This window comes from Solirubrobacter ginsenosidimutans (assembly GCF_027587205.1).
Window position 1 is genome coordinate 60,172 of sequence record NZ_JAPDOD010000016.1, and the last position, 18,666, is coordinate 78,837.

Annotated in this window: 11 protein-coding genes and 1 pseudogene; 7 read left to right on the forward strand and 5 right to left on the reverse strand. The window is 71.1% G+C overall.

What is annotated here, in order from left to right:
• Position 1 precedes the first annotated feature (1 nt).
• A complete protein-coding gene (locus OM076_RS17595; RefSeq protein ID WP_270041340.1) occupies positions 2–1,135 on the reverse strand; it encodes an acyl-CoA dehydrogenase family protein in 1,134 nt (377 codons plus the stop codon).
• A 30-nt stretch (positions 1,136–1,165) separates the two neighbouring features.
• On the opposite strand from OM076_RS17595, the gene OM076_RS17600 reads away from it, so the two are divergent.
• Together OM076_RS17600 and OM076_RS17605 are read left to right on the forward strand one after the other, a co-directional pair.
• On the forward strand, positions 1,166–1,741 hold the full coding sequence (locus OM076_RS17600) for a TetR/AcrR family transcriptional regulator (RefSeq protein WP_270041341.1): 576 nt from the start codon (positions 1,166–1,168) through the stop codon (positions 1,739–1,741).
• Positions 1,742–2,203, forward strand: coding sequence for a GNAT family N-acetyltransferase (locus OM076_RS17605; RefSeq protein ID WP_270041342.1), 462 nt, complete (start codon positions 1,742–1,744; stop codon positions 2,201–2,203).
• Here the strand turns inward: OM076_RS17605 and OM076_RS17610 are convergent.
• Together OM076_RS17610 and OM076_RS17615 are read right to left on the reverse strand one after the other, a co-directional pair.
• Entirely contained in the window at positions 2,196–2,783 is a 588-nt protein-coding gene (locus tag OM076_RS17610; RefSeq protein ID WP_270041343.1) for a TetR/AcrR family transcriptional regulator, read from the reverse strand. The genes OM076_RS17605 and OM076_RS17610 overlap by 8 nt on opposite strands.
• 65 nt (positions 2,784–2,848) lie before the next feature.
• Positions 2,849–3,796, reverse strand: coding sequence for a sugar phosphate isomerase/epimerase family protein (locus OM076_RS17615; protein WP_270041344.1), 948 nt, complete (start codon positions 3,794–3,796; stop codon positions 2,849–2,851).
• A 220-nt stretch (positions 3,797–4,016) separates the two neighbouring features.
• On the opposite strand from OM076_RS17615, the gene OM076_RS17620 reads away from it, so the two are divergent.
• From OM076_RS17620 to OM076_RS17630, 3 genes are all read left to right on the forward strand, one after another.
• Positions 4,017–6,815, forward strand: coding sequence for an amidase (locus tag OM076_RS17620; RefSeq protein WP_270041345.1), 2,799 nt, complete (start codon positions 4,017–4,019; stop codon positions 6,813–6,815).
• Between the two features lie 156 nt (positions 6,816–6,971).
• Positions 6,972–9,956 (forward strand): M64 family metallopeptidase, encoded by a 2,985-nt coding sequence (locus OM076_RS17625; RefSeq protein WP_270041346.1) that lies wholly within the window; start codon positions 6,972–6,974, stop codon positions 9,954–9,956.
• Between the two features lie 46 nt (positions 9,957–10,002).
• Positions 10,003–11,805 (forward strand): AMP-dependent synthetase/ligase, encoded by a 1,803-nt coding sequence (locus OM076_RS17630; RefSeq protein WP_270041347.1) that lies wholly within the window; start codon positions 10,003–10,005, stop codon positions 11,803–11,805.
• Here OM076_RS17630 and OM076_RS17635 read toward each other — a convergent pair whose 3' ends face one another.
• Together OM076_RS17635 and OM076_RS17640 are read right to left on the reverse strand one after the other, a co-directional pair.
• A complete protein-coding gene (locus OM076_RS17635; protein ID WP_270041348.1) occupies positions 11,806–13,608 on the reverse strand; it encodes a methyl-accepting chemotaxis protein in 1,803 nt (600 codons plus the stop codon).
• Positions 13,609–13,725: 117 nt separating this feature from the next.
• Positions 13,726–15,534, reverse strand: coding sequence for a methyl-accepting chemotaxis protein (locus OM076_RS17640; RefSeq protein ID WP_270041349.1), 1,809 nt, complete (start codon positions 15,532–15,534; stop codon positions 13,726–13,728).
• Between the two features lie 152 nt (positions 15,535–15,686).
• Between OM076_RS17640 and OM076_RS17645 the strand changes: the two genes are divergently transcribed.
• Both OM076_RS17645 and OM076_RS47130 read left to right on the forward strand, forming a co-directional pair.
• The gene (locus OM076_RS17645) at positions 15,687–16,934 is read left to right on the forward strand and encodes an MFS transporter (protein ID WP_270041350.1); all 1,248 of its coding nucleotides are present in this window, start codon (positions 15,687–15,689) and stop codon (positions 16,932–16,934) included.
• A 732-nt stretch (positions 16,935–17,666) separates the two neighbouring features.
• Positions 17,667–18,629, forward strand: a pseudogene (locus OM076_RS47130) (EAL domain-containing protein); the annotation flags it as partial.
• Between the last annotated feature and the right edge of the window lie 37 nt (positions 18,630–18,666).

The following is an 18,666-nucleotide window of genomic DNA, read 5'->3' on the forward strand; positions in this document are numbered from 1 at the left end:
TCTACGCGCCGAGCGCGCGGGCGATGACCATCTGCTGCACCTCGTCGGTGCCCTCGCCGATCGTGAGGATCTTCGCGTCGCGGTACATGCGGCACACCGGGTACTCCTCGATGTAGCCGTAGCCGCCGTGGATCTGGACGGCCTCCTCGGCGCAGCGCACGGCCAGGCGGCCGGTCTTGAGCTTGGCCTGGGCGGCGGTCAGCGAGAAGTTGCGGCCCTGATCCTTCTCGAACGCCGCCTTGTAGACCAGCAGCCGCGCGGCCGCGATCTCGGTCGCCATGTCGGCGAGCTTGCCCTGGATCGCCTGGTACTTGGAGATCGGCTTGCCGAACGCGCGCCGCTCCTTGGCGTAGGCCAGCGCCTGGTCCAGCGCGCCCTGCGCCAGGCCGACGCCCATCGCCGCGACGCCGATCCGGCCGATGTCGAGCACCTGCAGGAACTGCTTGAAGCCGCCGCCGCGCGGGCCGAGCAGGTTCTCCTCGGGCACGATGCAGTCCTCGAAGGTCAATGGCCGCGTGTCGGACGCGTTCCAGCCCATCTTGCGGTACGGCGTGCCCTGCGAGTAGCCGGGAGTGCCGTTGGCGACGATCAGGTTGGAGATCTCGTCGTCGCCGGTGCGGGCGGTGATGCACACGACGCCGCTGATGTCCGTGCCGGCGTTGGTGATGAACTGCTTGGTGCCGTTGATCGTCCACTCGCCGTCCTCGAGCACGGCGCGCGTGCGGACGTTGCCGGCGTCCGACCCCGCCTCGGGCTCGGTCAGGCCGAACGCGCCGAGGATCTCGCCCGACGTCAGCTTCGGCAGCCACTCCTGCTTCTGCTCCTCGGTGCCGAACAGGTAGATCGGCTGCGTGCCGAGCGACGTGTGCGCGCACAGCGTGATCGCCACCGACGAATCCACGCGCGTGAGCTCCTCGACCGCGATCGCGTAGGCGAGCGAGTCGCCGCCGCCTCCGCCGTACTCCTCCGGGAACGGGATGCCCATCAGCCCGAGCTCCCCGAGCTGCTTGACGATCGCGTACGGGAACGCCTTGGTGCGGTCCAGCTCCTCGGCAACTGGAGCGACCTCCCCTTCCGCGAAGTCGCGCACCGTGCGCCGGATCAGCTCGTGGTCGTCGGGGAGATCGAAGTTCATGCGGTAATTTATACCGAACGCCCGTTACAAATGTCCCAGCCGCCGACATCCCCCGCGCTCCGCGAGCGCTATGACCGCCGCCAGCAGGCGGTCGTGACCACGGCCGCCGCGCTGTTCGCGCGGCGCGGCTTCCAGGCGACGAGCATGGACGAGCTCAGCGAGGCGACCGGGCTGCGCAGCGGCGGCCTGTATCACTACATCGGCTCCAAGCAGAACCTGCTGCTGGCGATCTTCGGCCAGCTGATGGACCCGCTGCTCGCGCGTGCCGCCGAGATCGAGGCGGGCGAGGACGACCCGCAGACGCAGTTGCGCGCGCTGGTGCGCGCCTGGCTCGCCCACATCGAAACCCACCTCGACCACATGGCGGTGTTCGCGCAGGAGCGCCACACGATCGAGCACGAGCCCGAGTGGGAGCAGGTCCGAGCGAGCCGCGACGCCTTCGAGGCGATCCTCGCCCGCCGGCTCGCCGCCGTGGGGTTGACCGACCGGCTCGCGCTCTTCGCCCTGCTGGGCATGGTCAACCACACCGCCACCTGGCTGAAGCCCGGCGGTCGCCTGACGAGCGAGCAGATCGCCGACGGCTATTGCGACATGCTTCTGCGCTGAGTGATCCGCACCGCCCTACCCGCCGACGAGCCGATCCTGCGCGAGCTGGACCGCGTGACGTGGTCGACGCTCCACAGCCCCGCCCCCGCCCCGGCCGCCGATCGCCCGTTCGAGCTCGACGGCGTGCTCGTCGCCGAGCTCGCCGACGGCCTGGCGGGCTACGTCAAGCTCGGCCAGGCGCTGCCGCTGCGCTCCAGCGAGCACATCCTCGAGATCAAGGGCCTCAGCGTCGCCCCCGAACACCGGCGGCGCGGCGTGGGACGGGCGCTGATCGGCGCGGCCGTCCAACAGGCCCGCGCCGCGGGAGCGCGACGGCTGATGCTGCGGGTGCTCGGGCACAACCTGGGCGCCCGCGAGCTTTACGCCCAGTGCGGTTTCGAAGTCGAAGGCGTGCACCGCGAGCTCTTCCTGCTCGACGGCCGCTACGTCGACGACATCTGGATGGCGCGCTCGCTCACCTGAGCAGCGCGAGCAGTTCGGCGAGGACCCCGTCGATGTCGAGCGGCTCGTCTTCGAGCTGCTGCTGGAGCTGGAGGCCGTCGAGCAGCGCGAGGACCGAGGTCGCGAGCCGCTGCGGCGTCGCCGCACTCGTGATTCGCCCCCTGGCCTGCTCGGCCGCGATCCATTCCGCGACCAGGATGCGCCCGCGCCGGTAGCGATCGGCGAACCAGTCGTGCGCCGGGTGCTCCGGGTCGACGCTCTCGGCCGACAGGATCGTGAACAGCGCGGCGAGCCCCGGCCGCTGCGCGTTGTGGCGCAGCACGGCCCGCAGGATCTCGGCCAGCGGCGTGTCCTCGCGCGCGCGCAGCGTGCTCAGCAGCTCGGAGTCGTCCTCGTCGCGCCGTTCCAGGACCGCCACCAGGAGGTCGACCTTCGACGGGAAGTGGTGCAGCAGGCCCTGGCGGGTGACGCCCACCTCGGCCGCGATCGTGTCCATCGTGACCCCGTGGTAGCCGCGCTGGGCGAAGGCCTGCATGGCGGCACGCACGAGTTGGTCGCGCCGGGCGCGTCCTTCAGGGGTCGTGTAGGCCACTCGCGCCATCGCCGCCCCCAGGGTAATTCGCGCCGGGCCGACGGGTGGGGCGACCCCGCCGGCCCGACACGGTTCTAGAACCGGATGCGGTTCAAGTAGTTGAAGCCAACCGACGCCGTGGTCAGGGCGTTCGCCCCGGCGTCGTCGCGCTCGACGATGTACTCGTGGTCGCGGACATCGCCGGCCGCGGCGAAGATGCGGGCGAAGTCGATCACGCCGGTGCCGTCGTCGGCCCAGGTCGGCGCGTGGTTGACGTAGGCCAGGTCCTTGACGTGGAACTGGCGGATGCGATCGCCGAACGCGGCGATGATCGGCACCGGGTCGTGGTGCGCGTACCAGGCCCAGTACAGGTCGATCTCGAAGTGCACGAGGTTCGGGTCGGTCTCGGCGAGCAGGATGTCGTAGCCGACCAGCGGGGTGTCGTCGGTGAGCGGCGCGAACTCCCAGAAGTGGCTGTGGTAGCCGAACCGGAGGCCCGCCTGGCGCGCGATCAGCCCCGCCTGGTTGAGGTCGGCGGCGTAGGACTTCCATTCCGCGGCGGTCTGGAAGCCCTTGATGTTCGCGACGTTGCCGTCGGCGGGAAAGGTGATCGGGCTGGCCGGCGTCACGATGAAGCGCTGGCCGACGGTGACGGCGTCCGCCACCTGCTTGCGCCAGGCCGTCGCGTCGAACGGCTGCGGGATCGCCTGGTGGCCCGACGTCGCGCGCAGCCCGTACTTGCGCAACTGGGCCCGGAACTGCGCCGCCGTGAGCGCGCCGAAGCCGGCGTGCTCGACGGTGGTGTAGCCGATGTCGGCGAGGCCCTTGAGCTGCTGGTCGAGCGGCAGCGAGCGCAGCGTGTAGAGCTGGATGCTGATGTTCTCGCGCGGGATCGAGTGCCGGCCCCGCCCGTGGTCGTCGTCGCCGCCGTGGGCGAGTGCGGGCGCCGCGAGGACGCCTCCGACCGTCGGCAGCGCGACCGCGGTCGCCGCTGCGCCGCGCAGGAAGCCTCGCCGATCGAGGCCGAGCTTGTCCATCGCCATGCCGTTCCTCCTCCTCCGAGATGCCGGCGCGGGTCGCCGGGTCGCGCACAACCTACTCACAAGTAGGCTGCATTGTCAAATAGCAGTCATAAGTCGGTCGACGAACGGCAAAAGCGGCATCTACCGCCGGTCGCCTCGGTTCCGACCGGCGGGCCAGACGTTTCCCCGCGCCCGATTGGAAGGATCGACCGCGGTCAAACTTGGGGAGGGAACCCACTCAATGAAACGTTCTTTGGCGGCGCTCGTCGCGGGCACCGCCGTCCTTGCGGCTGCCGTCCCGGCGTCCGCGGTCACCACGATCACGACGGCCAACGGCCTGAACTGGCAGATCCACGATTTCGCCCCGCCGAAGCTCGACACGGGGTCGATCCGGGCGATCACCGACAACGCGTTCTACGGCTTCGGCGGCATCCGCGTGCGCGTCTCCGGCATCCCGGCGACGGACACGACGGCGCGCTTCAACGGCGAGCTGATGCGCGGCTTCAACCTCGGCTATGACGGCGACGAGTCGTTCACCACCGCGCAGCCGGTCGTGCTCGGCGGGATCGCGATCAGCCGCGCGGTCAAGGTGAGCAAGGCGGGCAACTACAGCCGCTTCCTCGACACCTTCGCCAACACGAGCACGCGGACGATCACGGTCGACGTCGCGTTCGGCGGCAGTGCGGGCCAGAACTCCGGCAGCGCTCAGAGCAAGGTGGTCGACAGCTCCAGCGGCGACACGGCGATCGGCGCCGACGACTCCTGGGTCGAGGTGGCCAACCCCTCGGCCACCGGCGTGAGCAACCGCGGCCCGAGCGCCGTCGTCAACGGCACCCAGTCCGGCACCGGCAACTTCCAGCGCGATCCGTTCGGCAACCCGCTGCCGCTGACCGGCCTCGAGGCCAACTTCTACGGCTACAAGAACACCTTGACGCTCGCCCCCGGGCAGACGAAGTCGCTGCTGCGCTACGTCGTCGCGGGCCGTGCCGAGGCCGCCGCCACGGCCGGCCAGCAGGTCGCCGCGGTCAAGACCGGCGCCACGACGCTGGCATCCGCGCCGGACATCGCCGGCATCCCGGCGGGCGTCGGCTGCACCGTCGCCAACTGGGCGCCGCTGTATGACGCCGCGACCTGTGCCGCCTCCCCCGCACCGGCGGTCACGCCCGAGCAGCCCACCAAGCTCCCGGTCACCACGTCGGGCTACGACGTCTTCAACAAGTCGATCACGCAGCTGGCGGCGGACATGAAGTCCGGCCTGACCACCTCGCAGGCGATCACCCGCGCCTATCTGGACCGGATCGCGGCCTACGACTCGGGCCCGTTCGGCTTCCACGCGTTCATCACGGTCTCCGACACCGCGATGGCGCAGGCCAAGGCCGCCGACGACCGCCGCGCCGCGGGCGACACCAGCGAGCTGCTCGGCATCCCGGTCGCGGTCAAGGACCTCTACGACACCAAGGACATGCCCACGACCGACGGCAGCCTCGCCTTCGAGGGCTGGCGGCCGGAGCGCGACGCGGGCCAGGTCAAGCGCCTGCGCGACGCGGGCGCCGTGATCATCGGCAAGACCAACCTGTCGGAGTTCGCCAACTCCGGTTCCTACAGCGATTCCGGCTACGGCATGGTCTGGAACGCCTTCAAGCCGTCCAAGACCTCGCTCGGCTCCTCCGGCGGGTCGGCGGTCGCGACCGCGCTCAGCCTCACCGGCTTCGCCATGGGCACGCAGACCGGCGTCTCGCTCTACGCGCCCTCGACCGGCGCGTCGCTGGTCTCCCTGCGCGGCACCGACGGCATCTCCTCCGGCGCGGGCGTGATGCCACTGACCTGGCTGCAGGACTTCGAGGGTCCGATCGCCCGCACCACGAGCGACGTCGCCCGCATCCTCAACGTCACCACCGGCACCGATCCGGACGACATCGCCACCGTCCACGCCGATGCCGACCACAAGCGCCCGGCCGACTGGAAGACCGCGCTGGACCCCAACGCGCTGCAGGGCAAGAAGATCGGCTACGTCCCGAGCGCGTTCGACGCGTCGCCCAGCTACGGCCAGGAGGACGGGACGATCGACGCGCTCAAGGCGCGCTTCAACGACCTGATCGCCGCCGGCGCGACGATGGTGCCCGTGACGGCGGCGGCGCCCGCCTCACCCGCGACCGGCACGCTCACCGGCAGCCGGACCGAGGAGGGCTGGCAGCGCTACTTCGACCTGCACGCCAATCCGCCGTACCACACGGCGTCGGAGATCCTCTCCTCGCCGAAGGTGCTCCCGTACAACCGCGGCACCCAGAACCCCGCCGCCCGCCTGACCGCCGCCGACATCGACAAGATCTTCGCGCAGCGCGACGAGTACAAGGCGCGCTGGAAGACCTACATGGACACGGCGGGCGTCGACGCCATCGTCTACCCGGGCTTCCGCTCGGACGTCTACGACAACGACGGGGCGCAGACGCTCTCCTCAGACCGCAACAGCGGCGTCCCGACGTCCAATGTCGGCCTGCCGACGCTGATCCTGCCGGTGGGCGCGAACCCGCACGGTGATCCGATGTCGCTGCAGTTCGTCGGCCGCGCGTGGGACGACGCGAAGATGCTCGGCTTCGGCTACGCGCTCGAGCAGCAGCTCGGCGGCGCGGGCCACCTCGTCCCGGCCACGGCGCCGAAGCTCGCGGTCGTGACCCAGGCCACCGCTCCGGTCGGCGGTCAGGTCCCGGCGACGCTCGCGCTGACGATGGGCGCTCCGGCGACGTTCGGGGCCTTCACGCCGGGGATCGCGAAGGACTACACGGCCACGACGACCGCCAACGTCATCTCGACGGCGGGCGACGCGGCCCTGACCGTGTCGGACCCCGGCCACCTGGCGAACGGGACGTTCGCGCTGGCCGCGCCGCTCACGGTCGCCTTCTCGAAGGCGGTCTGGACCGGGCCCGTGTCCAACGACGCGGTCACGGTCACGTTCGGTCAGCACATCGGCGCGACCGATCCGCTGCGCACGGGCGCGTATTCCAAGACGCTGACGTACACGCTGTCGACCACGACGCCGTGACGTAGCCGACTACGGCATGCGGTGGATCTCGGTCCACCGCATTCCGTCAGTTGTTGGGTGCATTGAACCCCGCCGTGAAGTTAGCGTGAGCTGATTGTGAGGGGAAGGTGGCCGTCGGCCACCGGGTTCACGTTCTTCTAGGAGGGAAGTCGATCGATGAAGTACGCCACCAAGACGCTGGCGGCTGCCGCCACGCTGGTGCTGGTCCTGTTCACCGCGGCGACGGCGAGCGCGCAGGGTCCCACGCCGCCGCTGCCGCTGCCTGAGCCGAAGGTCGTCCCGATCCAGGTCACGGGTCCGCCGTCCCAGCGGCTGAACCTGATCATCATGGGCGACGGCTACCAGTTCGATCAGCAGAGCATCTTCCGCGCCGACGTGGACCGGAACCTGTCGGTCATGTGGGCCACGGAGCCGTTCCGCACGTACCGCAACTACATCAACGTCTACGCGGTCGAGCTCTCCTCGATCGACTACGGCACCCGCTGCGACCCGGACGGCCGCGTACGCGCCGCCGACGGCACGATCCGCGACACCGGCGTCCGCGAGGGCCCGATCAACACCAAGAACACCGCGCTGCGCCTGACCTTCGACGGCGGCTGCACCAACCCGCTGGCGCGCGGCACGGTCTACACCACCGCCCCAGCCGGCTGCAACGCGGCCGACCTCGCCAAGTACTACCCCGCGGGCGCGACCTACGCGTGCGAGACGGGCAACCAGGCCCACAACCGCATCCTGGACAACTACGTCGCCCCGGTCCTCGGCATCCCGCGCACGTCGCAGAACCTGCAGACGCTGGCGATCTTCAACACCTTCACCTACGGCGGCATCGGCGGCAGCCAGGCGACCACCTCGGGGGGCTCGCCGCAGGGCCCGCTGATCTCGCTGCACGAGGTCGGCCACTCGCTCGGCACGCTCGTCGACGAGTACCCGTACTCCTCGCGTGACGTGATCCGCTCCTGCTACACCGGCGGCGAGCCGAGCAGCTTCCACCACACGATCATGAGCGCGTCGCAGATGCTCACGGCGCAGACGAAGTGGTGGCGCTGGATCGGCGAGGAGAGCCTCTCCGGCGGCATCATCGGCGCCCACGAGGGCGGCGGCATGTACCCGTGCGGCCAGAAGCGCCCGTCCGAGCACTCGATGATGCGCTGGATCGGCTTCGATCTCGATCAGATCGGCCTCGAGCACATGGTCGCGCGCGTCACCGGTATGCGGAACTCCGGCCAGATGAACGTGCAGAACGCGCCGACCACCGGCACGGTGGCCAAGGACTCGGTCCTGTGGGTCGAGACCGGGCACCCGCGCTTCCACGAGGAGCTCGTGACCTGGCGTACCGGCGGCGCGACCGGCCCGGTGATCGCTTCCGGCACCCGCAACCTCGACCTCGAGGCGCTGAACCTGCCGGCCGGCACGGTCGTGTGGGCCGAGGTCCGCGACCCGGTCGGCCCGACCGGCATCGACTGGGTCCGCAACCCGTCGGCCAACAACGCGGCCGCCGACTCGGGCTTCAACGGCTCGCGCTTCGTGCAGACCCGCACGTGGACGGTCGGCGACACCACCACGACGGCCTCGCCCGCCCTGGCCGACATCACCGCCTCGACGGCGACCACCCACCCGGTCGCGGCCGACGAGGTCGTCTACGTCGAGACCAACCATCCCAACGACCGCGTCCTGCCGGTCACGTGGACCCTGAACGGTGCGGTCGTCCCGAACACGAACAACAGCCGCAACCTGGACCTCGGCGCGCTGGCGCTGCCGTCGGGCACGCACACGCTGAAGGCGACCGTGACCGACGGCGCCTCCTCGGACTCGGTCGAGTGGAAGATCGACAAGACCGACCCGACGATCCCGCGGCGCCTCTCCGAGCCGCTCGTCACGCTTGGAGGCGCGACCGAGCACCCGGTCTACTTCAACGGCTGGGACATGTGGCTGGATCCGAAGGACGACCGCACGGGCTACGAGGGCAGCCCGGCCGTCGTGGGTCAGCTGCGCCTGGACCGCGACGGCTGGTTCAACTACTTCGGCTTCCCGGAGAAGCCGATGCCGGAGTCGCCGTTCGAGTTCCGTCACTCCGGCACCGAGGTCAAGGCGCTGACCTACGGCAACCTCGGCACCGGCGGCCTGTCGCGCGCCGCGTTCGAGCAGACGCTCCCGGACAACCATCCGAGCGGCGGGTTCATCCCGGGCTTCGGCACCCACACCGTCGAGCACCGCGCGATCGACCCGGCGGGCAACTACAGCACTCCGGAGTCCTACAAGGCCACGGTCCTGCCGGGCGGCTCGCCGACCTGCACGACCACGGTCACCGGCACGCAGGCGAGCGTCAGCGTCGCGACCGGCGTGACCTGCCTGACGGGCGCGACGGTCACCGGCGCCGTGACGGTCGCGGCGGGTGCCTCGGTCGTCCTGAAGAACACCACGGTCGGCGGCGCGCTGACCGCGACCGCCGCGGAGGCCGTGCAGCTCTTCGGCTCCACGGTCACCGGCGCGGCCAAGATCTCGGGCTCGACCCGTGACGTCACGATCGCCGGCTCGACGTTCCGTGCCGGCCTCGCGCTGACCGGCAACACCCAGGTCAGCGCCAACGACCGCTACTCCCGCCTGGCCGGCGCCTACGGCCCGATCCTCGCGGGCAGCACGGTCAACGGCCAGCTCGAGTGCTCCGCCAACAGCTCCGACGTGAAGGACTTCGGCGCCCCCAACACCATCCGCGGCGGCTACAGCGGCTGCGCGCTGGCGGCGGTCACGCCCGAGGCGCCGGTCGGCGGCACGGTGCCGGCGACGCTCGCGCTGACGCTCGGCGCAGCGGCCTCGTTCGGTCCGTTCACGCCGGGCATCACCAAGGCGTACACGGCCACGACCGCGGCCAGCGTCATCTCGACCGCCGGTGACGCGACCCTGACCGTCGCCGATCCGTCCAGCGTGGCCACCGGCCGCCTGGTCAACGGGACGTTCTCGCTGCCGCAGCCCCTGCGGGTCGCGGGCCAGACCCTGCCGGCGACGGTCAAGACGTACGCCACGCCGGTGTCCAACGACCCGGTGACGATCGCGTTCTCGCAGACCGTCAACGCGACGGACCCGTTGCGCACGGGCACGTACGCCAAGACGCTGACGTTCACGCTGTCGACCACGACGCCGTAGAAACACGCTGGCAGAGGAGGTGGGACGCGAAGTAGGGTTGAAGGCAATGGCCGACACCGCCCAACGTCCCACCTCCGCCGACGTCCGCTCGCTGGGCGAGCTGGGCCTCGCCGCTGCCGACCGCTATTCCGGAGACGCGATGCGCGCGCCCGGCCGGCCGTCCGTCACCTACGCCGACTTCGGCCGGGCGATCCGCGAGATCGCGGGCGGGTTGGCGTCCCTCGGCGTGGGCGTCGGCGACAAGGTCGGCATCCTCTGCGGGACCGTGCCGGAGTGGCCGATGGCCGACTTCGGCTCGTTCGCCGCCGGCGCGACCGTCGTGCCCGTCTACCACACGAACTCGCCCGAGGAGTGCGAGTACGTCCTCTCGCACGCGAACGTCAAGGTGCTCCTGCTCGAGGACGCCAAGCAGGCGGCGAAGATCGCCAAGGTCCGGGGGAACCTGCCCGAGCTCGAGCACGTCGTCGTGCTGGTGGGTGAGGCCGAGGGCGCGATCACGCTCGCCGACCTGCGCGAGCGCGGCGCCGCCGACGGCGCGACGATCGCGCGCGAGCGCACCGCGGCCGTCGAGCCCGGCGATACGGCCACGATCGTCTACACCTCGGGCACGACCGGCCCGCCGAAGGGCTGCGTGCTCTCGCACGCGAACCTCCTCTACACGGCCAACGCGTACATCGACCGCCTCGAGATGCGCAAGTCGTCCCCGGTGATCTTCCAGTACCTGCCGCTCGCGCACGTGCTGGCGCGGATGGTCTCGTTCGTCGCCCTGGACACCGGCGGCGTGCTGGCGTTCTCCAGCGGCGACACCAAGAAGCTCGCCGAGGAGATCAAGGAGTTCGGCCCGACCCACATCCCGACCGTCCCCCGCCTGCTGGAGAAGATCCACACCCGCGTGGTCGGCCAGGCCGCGGCCGCCGGCGGCGCGAAGGCCGAGATCTTCGCCCGCGCGCTGAAGACCGGCGAGAAGGTCGCCAAGGCCAAGCGCGAGGGCCGCAAGGTCAGCCCGATCGACCAGCTGCGCCACAAGGCCGGCGACAAGCTCGCGCTGAGCAAGGTCCGCGACGCGCTCGGCCCCGGCAACCCGGTCCTGATCACCGGCGCCGCGCCGATCGGCACCGAGGTCATCGAGTTCTTCTACGCCTGCGGCGTGCCGGTGCTCGAGGGCTACGGCATGACCGAGACCTGCGCGGCAGCGACGCTGAACATCGTCAGCGAGGTGCGCGTCGGCAGCGTCGGCCGCCCGCTGCCCGGCACCGAGGTGTCGATCGCCGACGACGGCGAGGTGCTGATGCGCGGCCCGCTCGTCTTCAAGGGCTATCACCGCAACCCCGAGGACACCGAGACGATCCTCGAGGGCGGCTGGCTGCACTCGGGCGACATCGGCGAGATCCACGACGGCTACCTGCACATCACGGGCCGCAAGAAGGACCTGATCATCACGTCCTCGGGCAAGAACGTCTCGCCCGAGATGCTCGAGAGCGCCCTGCGTGAGACGCGCTGGATCTCCCAGGCGATCGCGGCCGGCGACCGGCGCTCCTACCTCGTCTCGCTGGTCACGATCGACCCGGACGAGCTCCCGCGGCTCGCGGCCGCGGCGGGCGCCGACGCGTCGGACCCGGTCGCCTTCGCGGCGAACGAGCAGGTCCGCGAGATCGTCTGGAAGGACATCGACGCGGTCAATCAGAAGTTCGCCCGCATCGAGCAGATCAAGCGCTTCGCCATCCTCCCGCGGGACCTGTCGCAGGAGGAGGGCGAGCTCACGCCGACGCTGAAGGTCAAGCGCTCGGTCGTCTACAAGAAGTACGCGCCGGACATCGATGCCCTCTACGAGGGCGCCACCGGTGAGTAACTAGACCTGGAAACGGCTCACGAGCGCGTTGAGCTCCTGGGCCGTGCTCGAGAGCGACTGAGCGGACGCGGCGATCTCCTGCGCGGAGGCGCTGGTCTGCTCGGTCGACGCCGAGACCTCCTCGACGGACGCCGAGGACTGCTCCGCGACCAGCGCGACGGCGTTGATGTCGGTCTCGGCCTGGCCGGAGCCGGCGGCGATCTGGCCGACGGCGGTGACGATGTCGCCGACGCGGCTGGTCATCTGCTCGACGACCGAGCCGATGTGCTCGAACGCCTCGCGGGTCTGCTGGACGGTGGCGACGCCGTCCTCGGTGCGGCGCGTGCCCTCGGCGACGACGCCGACGACCTGCTGGGTCTCGTGCTGGATCTCGGCGACGAGGCGGGAGATCTCGCGCGTGGCGGTCGAGGACTCCTCGGCCAGCTTGCGCACTTCCTCGGCCACGACCGCGAAGCCCCTGCCCTGCTCACCGGCGCGCGCGGCTTCGATCGCGGCGTTGAGCGCCAGCAGGTTGGTCTGCTCGGCGAGCGCGGCGATCGTGGTCACGATGCCGCCGATCTGCTCCGAGCGCGAGGAGAGCTCGCGGATCGCGGCGTCGACCTGCGCGGAGGACTCGGCGACCTGGCGGATCGCCTCTGATGCGTTGACGGCCGCCGCGACGCCTTCCTCGGCGACGCTGCGGGCCTGAAGCGCCGCTTCGGCGGTCTCGCGGGCGGTCTCGGCGCTCGCGTCGGCGGCACGCGCGGACTCCTGGAACCCGGCACGCATCGACTCGACCATCCGCACCTGGCTCTCGGCGCCCTGGGCGACGTCGCCGATCGCGTGGGCGATCTCGCCGACGGCGCGACCGGACTCCTCGGAGGTCGCGGCCATCTGCTGCGAGGCGGCGGAGACGCTGCCGGCACCGCGGGACACTTCGCCCATCACGTCGGCGAGCTCGGCCCGCATGTCGTTGTAGCTCTGCAGGCCGCCGTGGATCTTGGCCAGCATCGCGTTGAACGTCTCCGACAGGACGCCGATCTCGTCGGTGCCGTAGTGCTCGATCGGTTCGGTGGTCTGCGCGACCGTGACCCGGAGGTCGCCCTTGGCGACGGCGCCGAGGCCGTCGGCGAGCGAGGTCAGGTCGTGCTCGTCGAGGCTGCGGAAGCGGGTGATCAGCTGATCGACGCCGCGCTTGATGCCGCGGGCGATCAGGAACGCGATCACCGCGCCCGCCAGCAGGGCGAGGACGATGGCGATGAGCGTGATCGCCCGCGCGTCGTGGAAGTCGTGGGTGATCTGGTCGTCGAGCTTGAGGGACTCGGTCTCCTGCACCTTCGAGAGCGAGGCGAGGTCGCTGTCGACCTCGTTGTAGGCGGCCTGCGCGCCCTGGAAGTACGCGCGCTCGGCGCCGGCCTTGTCACCGCTCTTGGCGGCGGTGAGCACGGCGTGGTAGCTCGTGCGGTACGCGTCCCAATGCGTGGCGAAGTCCGCCAGCGCGGCCTTGTCGGCCTCGACGAGGTTGGTCGCCTCGAACGCCTTGATCTGGGCGTCGATCCCGCTCGCGGCCTTGTCGGCGGTGGCCGTGTAGGAGGCCTCATGGGCCGGATCGGCGACGGCGAGCAGGATCTGCCCGTCGATGTCGCCGGCCAGCGAGCGGGCCTGGCCCAGCTGGACCAGCGGGACGACGCGGTCGCCGTACATCGAGGCGCCGAGCGTGTGCACGGCACCGAGGTTCTTGATGGCGAGGAAACCGACTGCGGCGAGGAACAACAGCAGCAGGCCGGCCAGCGCGTACAGCTTGCCCTGCACGTTCAGACGCATATGGAAGAGCTCCGAGGGGATCGTTGGTGCGAACGAAGGATTCGTTCTTGTGTCCGTTGTCGGTCGATCGGTGGACGAACTTAAAACGGGCTTGAAGCCCCAAGCCCGTTATCGCGATCAGACGGCCAGCGTGAAGCGACGCACCAGCGCGTCCAGCTCCTGCGCGGTGCCCGACAGCGATTGCGCCGACGCGGCGATCTCCTCGGCCGACGCGCTGGTCTCCTGGGTCGAGGCGGACACCTGCTCGGCCGAGGCGGAGGACTGCTCGGCGACGAGCGCGACCTCGTTGATGTCCGATTCGGCCTGCGCGGCGCCGGCGGCGATCTGGCCGACGGCGGTGACGATGTCGCCCACGCGGCCGGACATCTGCTCGACGACCGAGCCGATGTGCTCGAACGCCTCCCGGGCCTGGTCGACCGTCGCGACACCGTCCTCGGTGCGGCGCGTGCCCTCGGCGACGACGCCGACGACCTGCTGGGTCTCGTGCTGGATCTCGGCGACGAGGCGGGAGATCTCGCGCGCGGCGGTCGAGGACTCCTCGGCCAGCTTGCGCACCTCCTCGGCCACGACCGCGAAGCCCTTGCCCTGCTCGCCCGCCCGTGCGGCCTCGATCGCCGCGTTGAGCGCCAGCAGGTTCGTCTGCTCGGCGAGCCCGGCGATCGTCGTCACGATGCCCCCGATCGCTTCGGAGCGAGCCGAGAGGTCGCGGATGGCGGCGTCGACCTGTGCGGAGGAGTCCGCGACCTGGCGGATCGCGTCGGTCGCGTTGGAGGCCGCCTCGACGCCCTCGCGGGCGACCTTGCGCGCCTGGATCGCGGCTTCGGCGGTCTCGCGAGCGATGCCGGCGCTCGCGTCGGCGGCGCGGGCCGCTTCCTGGACGGCGGCGCGGGTGGACTCGACCATGCGCACCTGGCGCTCGGCGCCCTGCGCGACATCACCCACCGCGTGCGCGATCTCGCCCACCGCGCGGCCGGACTCGTCCGACGTCGCGGCCATCTGCTCCGACGCCGCGGACACGCTGCCGGCGTTGCGGGCGACCTCCCCGATGACCGTCGCGAGCTCGGCGCGCATGTCGTTGTAGCTCTGCAGCCCGCCGTGGATCTTGGCCAGCATCGCGTTGAAGGTCTCCGACAGGACGCCGATCTCGTCGGTGCCGTAGGGCTCGATCGGTTCGGTGTGCCGCACGACCGTGACCGTGAGATCGCCCGTGGCGACGGCGCCGAGCCCGCCGGTCAGCGACGTCAGGTCATGCGCGTCGAGGCTGCGGAAGCGGGTGATCAGCTGGTTGACGCCGCGCTTGATGCCGGTGGCGATGAAGAAGGCGAGCGCCGCACCGGAGACCAGGGCGAGCACGAGCACGACGAGCGTGATCGTCCGGGCGGAGCTGAACGTGTCGCGGATGGTGCCGTTGAGCGCCTTGGACTCGTCGCGCTGGATCTGCGAGAGCTTGGCCAGGTCGCTGTCGACGGCGGCGTACGTGTTGGCGGCGGCGCTGAAGTAGGCGCGCTTGGCCGCGCCGGTGTCACCGCGTTCGGCGGCTTCGAGCACAGCGGCGTGGTCGGTCCGGTACGCGTCCCAGCTCGTGTGGAAGTCGGCGAGCCCGGCCTTCTCGGCGTCGACGAGCATCGTCGCCTCGTAAGCCTCGATCTGCTGGTCGATGCCGGCCGCGTCCTTGGCCGCCGCGGCGGCGAACGTCGCGCTCTTCGTGGGGTCTGAGATGTTGCGCTGGATCTGGCTGTCGATGTCGCCGAGCAGCGCCCGGGCCTCCCCCAGCTGGACGAGCGGCACGACGCGATCGCCGTACATCGATCCTCCGAGGGTGTTGACCGAGCCGAGGTTGCGGATCGCGAGCGCGCCGGTCACGAGCAGGAACAGCAACAGCACACCGGCCAGGGCGTAGAGCTTGCCCTGCACATTCAGACGCACGAGATGGAGCTCCTTCAGGGTCGAGTGGATCGGTCCTCCCACCGTCTGTCGGCTGGGGAGCGACGACCCTGAATGGCGTGGCGTCAGCGTGCCAGCGCGCACATTACCGGCGCATTACCGAGACGTTGCCGGCCTGGCCGAGGATGCACGCCATGCAGTCGACCGGACAACAGCGAGGCCTCACCGGCGTGTGGCGCGTGGAGCGCAAGGCGCGGTGGTTCTTCGCCGCCCACCTGCAGGGCGCGCTCGGCACCGGCGCCGGCTACGTCGCGCTGCTGCTGCTGGCCTACGAGCAGCTGGGCTCGGCGTGGGGCGCGACCGCGGTGCTGATCGCGGACCTCGCCCCGGCGATGCTGCTCGGACCGGTCCTCGGCGGGCTGATCGACCGGACCGGCCGGCTGCGCTGCGCGATCGCCGCCGAGCTGATCGGCGCCCTCGCCTTCGCCGGCCTCGTCTTCGCCCACGGAACCGTCCCGCTGATCGCGCTGGCGCTGGCGGCCGGGCTGGGAAGCGCGCTGCTGCGCCCCGCGACCTGCGCGCTGCTGCCCGCGGTCGTCACGCCCGCGTCCCTGAACGCCGCCAACGGCCTGTTCGGCGCAGTCCGCGAGATGGGACAGCTGATCGGCCCCGCCGTCGCGGCCGGGGTGCTGCTCTTCGCCGAGCCGGAGCTCGTGCTCGCGCTCAACGCCGTCACGTTCGCCGCGTCGGCGGTGCTGATGACCCGCCTGCGTGGACATCTCCACGCCCACACCGAGCCGCAGGAGACCGACGAGGCAGTGCCCGCCAATCTGCTCGGCGTCCTCCAGGACCCGTTCGTCCGGTCGCTCGTGCTGACGTCCGGCGCGGTGATGCTCGTCGCCGGCGCCACCAACGTCGCCGAGCTCGTGCTCGCCTCCGACCAGCTCGGCGGCGGCCGCTCCGGCTTCGCGCTGCTGGTCGCCGCCTTCGGCTGCGGCATGCTGACGGGGTCGCTGCTCGGCCCGAGCGACGACGGCGCGCTGCGCCAGCGCTACCTGCTGGCGATCGCGCTGCTCGGCGCCGGCCTGATCGCCACCGCCGCCTCGCCGATCCTGCCGCTGGCGATGCTCGGCTTCTCCGTCGCGGGGATCGGCAACGGCCTCTTCCTGGTCACGGTCCGCGTGCTGATGCAGAAGCTGATCCCGGAGGCCGCCCACGGCCGTGCCTTCGGCCTGCTGGACGCGATCGACTCCTGGGGCTTCGGCGCGGCCATCGTGGCCGGCGGCGCCCTCGCCGCGAGCCTCGGCGGCCGAGCGACCTTCGCGATCGCCGGCGCGCTCGCCCTCTTGGTCTTCTTCATCGCCTATCGCACGACATCACGGAGGGAGGTGCACTATGGGCCGCAAGTGGTAAGCACTCGTCCGACGAACCATTTCGCGTGAAATCGCCGCCGGGAATGTCCCGGCGGCCGCGAAATCCTCTCGAGCGCTTTAGAAAACGCTCGAGCAGCCGAGTTCTGGGGGGTGCGCGTCAACGTGCCACTCCCTCTCGCTCTCGGTGCCTCGGCCGTGGCGGCCTACTGGGTCGCCCTCGTCGCCGGCGTGAGCACGCCCTTTCTCACCCGCTGGGGTCTGATCGTGCTGCTGACCGCCCCGGGCGTCCTCGTCCTCTATCGGGCGGCCGCGCACCGCGAGCGGCGCTTCGCCTGGACCGTTCTGGGCACAGGCCTGATCTCCTCCGGGATCGGTTGGATCCTGCAACCGCAGGCGACCGTGGCGCCGGTGCCCGGCCTCGCCGACGGCTTCTGGCTCGCCGCGTACCCCTGCTACCTGGCGACCTTCGCCGCGCTGGCTCGGCCCTGGCTGCGCCGCGCGCCGCGCAAGCTCGCCCTCGACGGCGCCGCGATCATGCTGGCCACCGCGGGGGTCGCGATCGCGCTCGTCCTGCCCAACGCGGCCGCCAACCCGGGCCGTTTGACCGGCATCGAGCAGCTCGTCAACTTCGCCTACCCGGCCGCCGATTGCGTCCTGCTGACCGTCGCGCTGATCGGCGCCGCCGTCGCCGGCTGGCGTGCCGGCCCCGCCTGGAGCCTGCTCGCGGTCGGCATCGTCGCGCTCGTGACCGGCGACATCCTCTGGGCCCTCCACGCCGCGGACGGCACGTGGAACCCGATCATGAGCTCCAACGCGATCTACCCGATCTGGGCGTGGCTCGCGGCCGCTGCCGTCTACGCCGGCCGTGAGATCCGCTGGGTGACGCCCGGCGCCGTGCGCACCCATGCCGCGGCGCTGGTCGCCGCGATCGCCGCGCTCGTCCTGCTGGTCGCCAACGAATGGGTCGAGGTGCCGGCGCTGTCGACCGTGCTGGCCGGGTTCGCCCTGCTGGCGGCGATCCACCGGACCGGGCTCGCCCTGGCCGACGGCGTCCGCCAGTCCCTCGCGGCCGCGCGCGAGCGCGAGATCGTCGACCAGGTGCGCCACGCGCTGGCGCACGGTGAGCTCGACCTGCACTACCAGCCGCTGGTCGACGCCCGCACCGGCACCGTCAAGGGCGCCGAGGCGCTGCTGCGCTGGAGCCGCGACGGCGTCAACATCGCGCCGGACCAGTTCCTGCCCGCCGTCGAGCGCTCGGAGCTGATGGCGCCCCTGACGGACTACGTCCTCGACCGCGCGCTCGCCCAGGCGGCGACCTGGGGCGGCCTCGGCGTGTCGGTCAACCTCGCCACCGCGAACCTCTCCGAGCCCGATCTCCCCGCTCGCGTGATCGCGGCGCTGCGCCGCAACGGCGTCCCGCCGAGCAAGCTCACGCTCGAGATCACCGAGACCGCCGCGGTCGAGGACAGCGTCATGGCCGATCAGGTGCTCGCCGCGCTGGACTCGGCCGGTGTGGGCCTCTCGGTCGACGACTTCGGCACCGGGCACTCCTCGATCGTGCGCCTCGCGCGGTTCCCGATCCGCGAGGTGAAGATCGACCGTTCGTTCGTGCGCGAGATGCACACGTCGCAGCGGCCGATCGTGGCCACGACGATCGCGCTGGCTCACGCCCTCGGCCTGCGCGTCGTCGCGGAGGGGATCGAGGACGCGGGCACGCTGCTCGCCCTGCGCGAGCTCGGATGCGACCTCGCGCAGGGCTACCACATCTCGCGGCCGCTGACCGCGGCCGGCTTCGCGGCCT

Coding starts and splice junctions, on each gene's coding strand:
- OM076_RS17595 (WP_270041340.1), bottom strand. CDS start 1,135: ATGAACTTCGATCTCCCCGACGACCACGAGCTGATCCGGCGCACGGTG.
- OM076_RS17600 (WP_270041341.1), top strand. CDS start 1,166: ATGTCCCAGCCGCCGACATCCCCCGCGCTCCGCGAGCGCTATGACCGC.
- OM076_RS17610 (WP_270041343.1), bottom strand. CDS start 2,783: ATGGCGCGAGTGGCCTACACGACCCCTGAAGGACGCGCCCGGCGCGAC.
- OM076_RS17615 (WP_270041344.1), bottom strand. CDS start 3,796: ATGGCGATGGACAAGCTCGGCCTCGATCGGCGAGGCTTCCTGCGCGGC.
- OM076_RS17620 (WP_270041345.1), top strand. CDS start 4,017: ATGAAACGTTCTTTGGCGGCGCTCGTCGCGGGCACCGCCGTCCTTGCG.
- OM076_RS17625 (WP_270041346.1), top strand. CDS start 6,972: ATGAAGTACGCCACCAAGACGCTGGCGGCTGCCGCCACGCTGGTGCTG.
- OM076_RS17630 (WP_270041347.1), top strand. CDS start 10,003: ATGGCCGACACCGCCCAACGTCCCACCTCCGCCGACGTCCGCTCGCTG.
- OM076_RS17635 (WP_270041348.1), bottom strand. CDS start 13,608: ATGCGTCTGAACGTGCAGGGCAAGCTGTACGCGCTGGCCGGCCTGCTG.
- OM076_RS17645 (WP_270041350.1), top strand. CDS start 15,687: ATGCAGTCGACCGGACAACAGCGAGGCCTCACCGGCGTGTGGCGCGTG.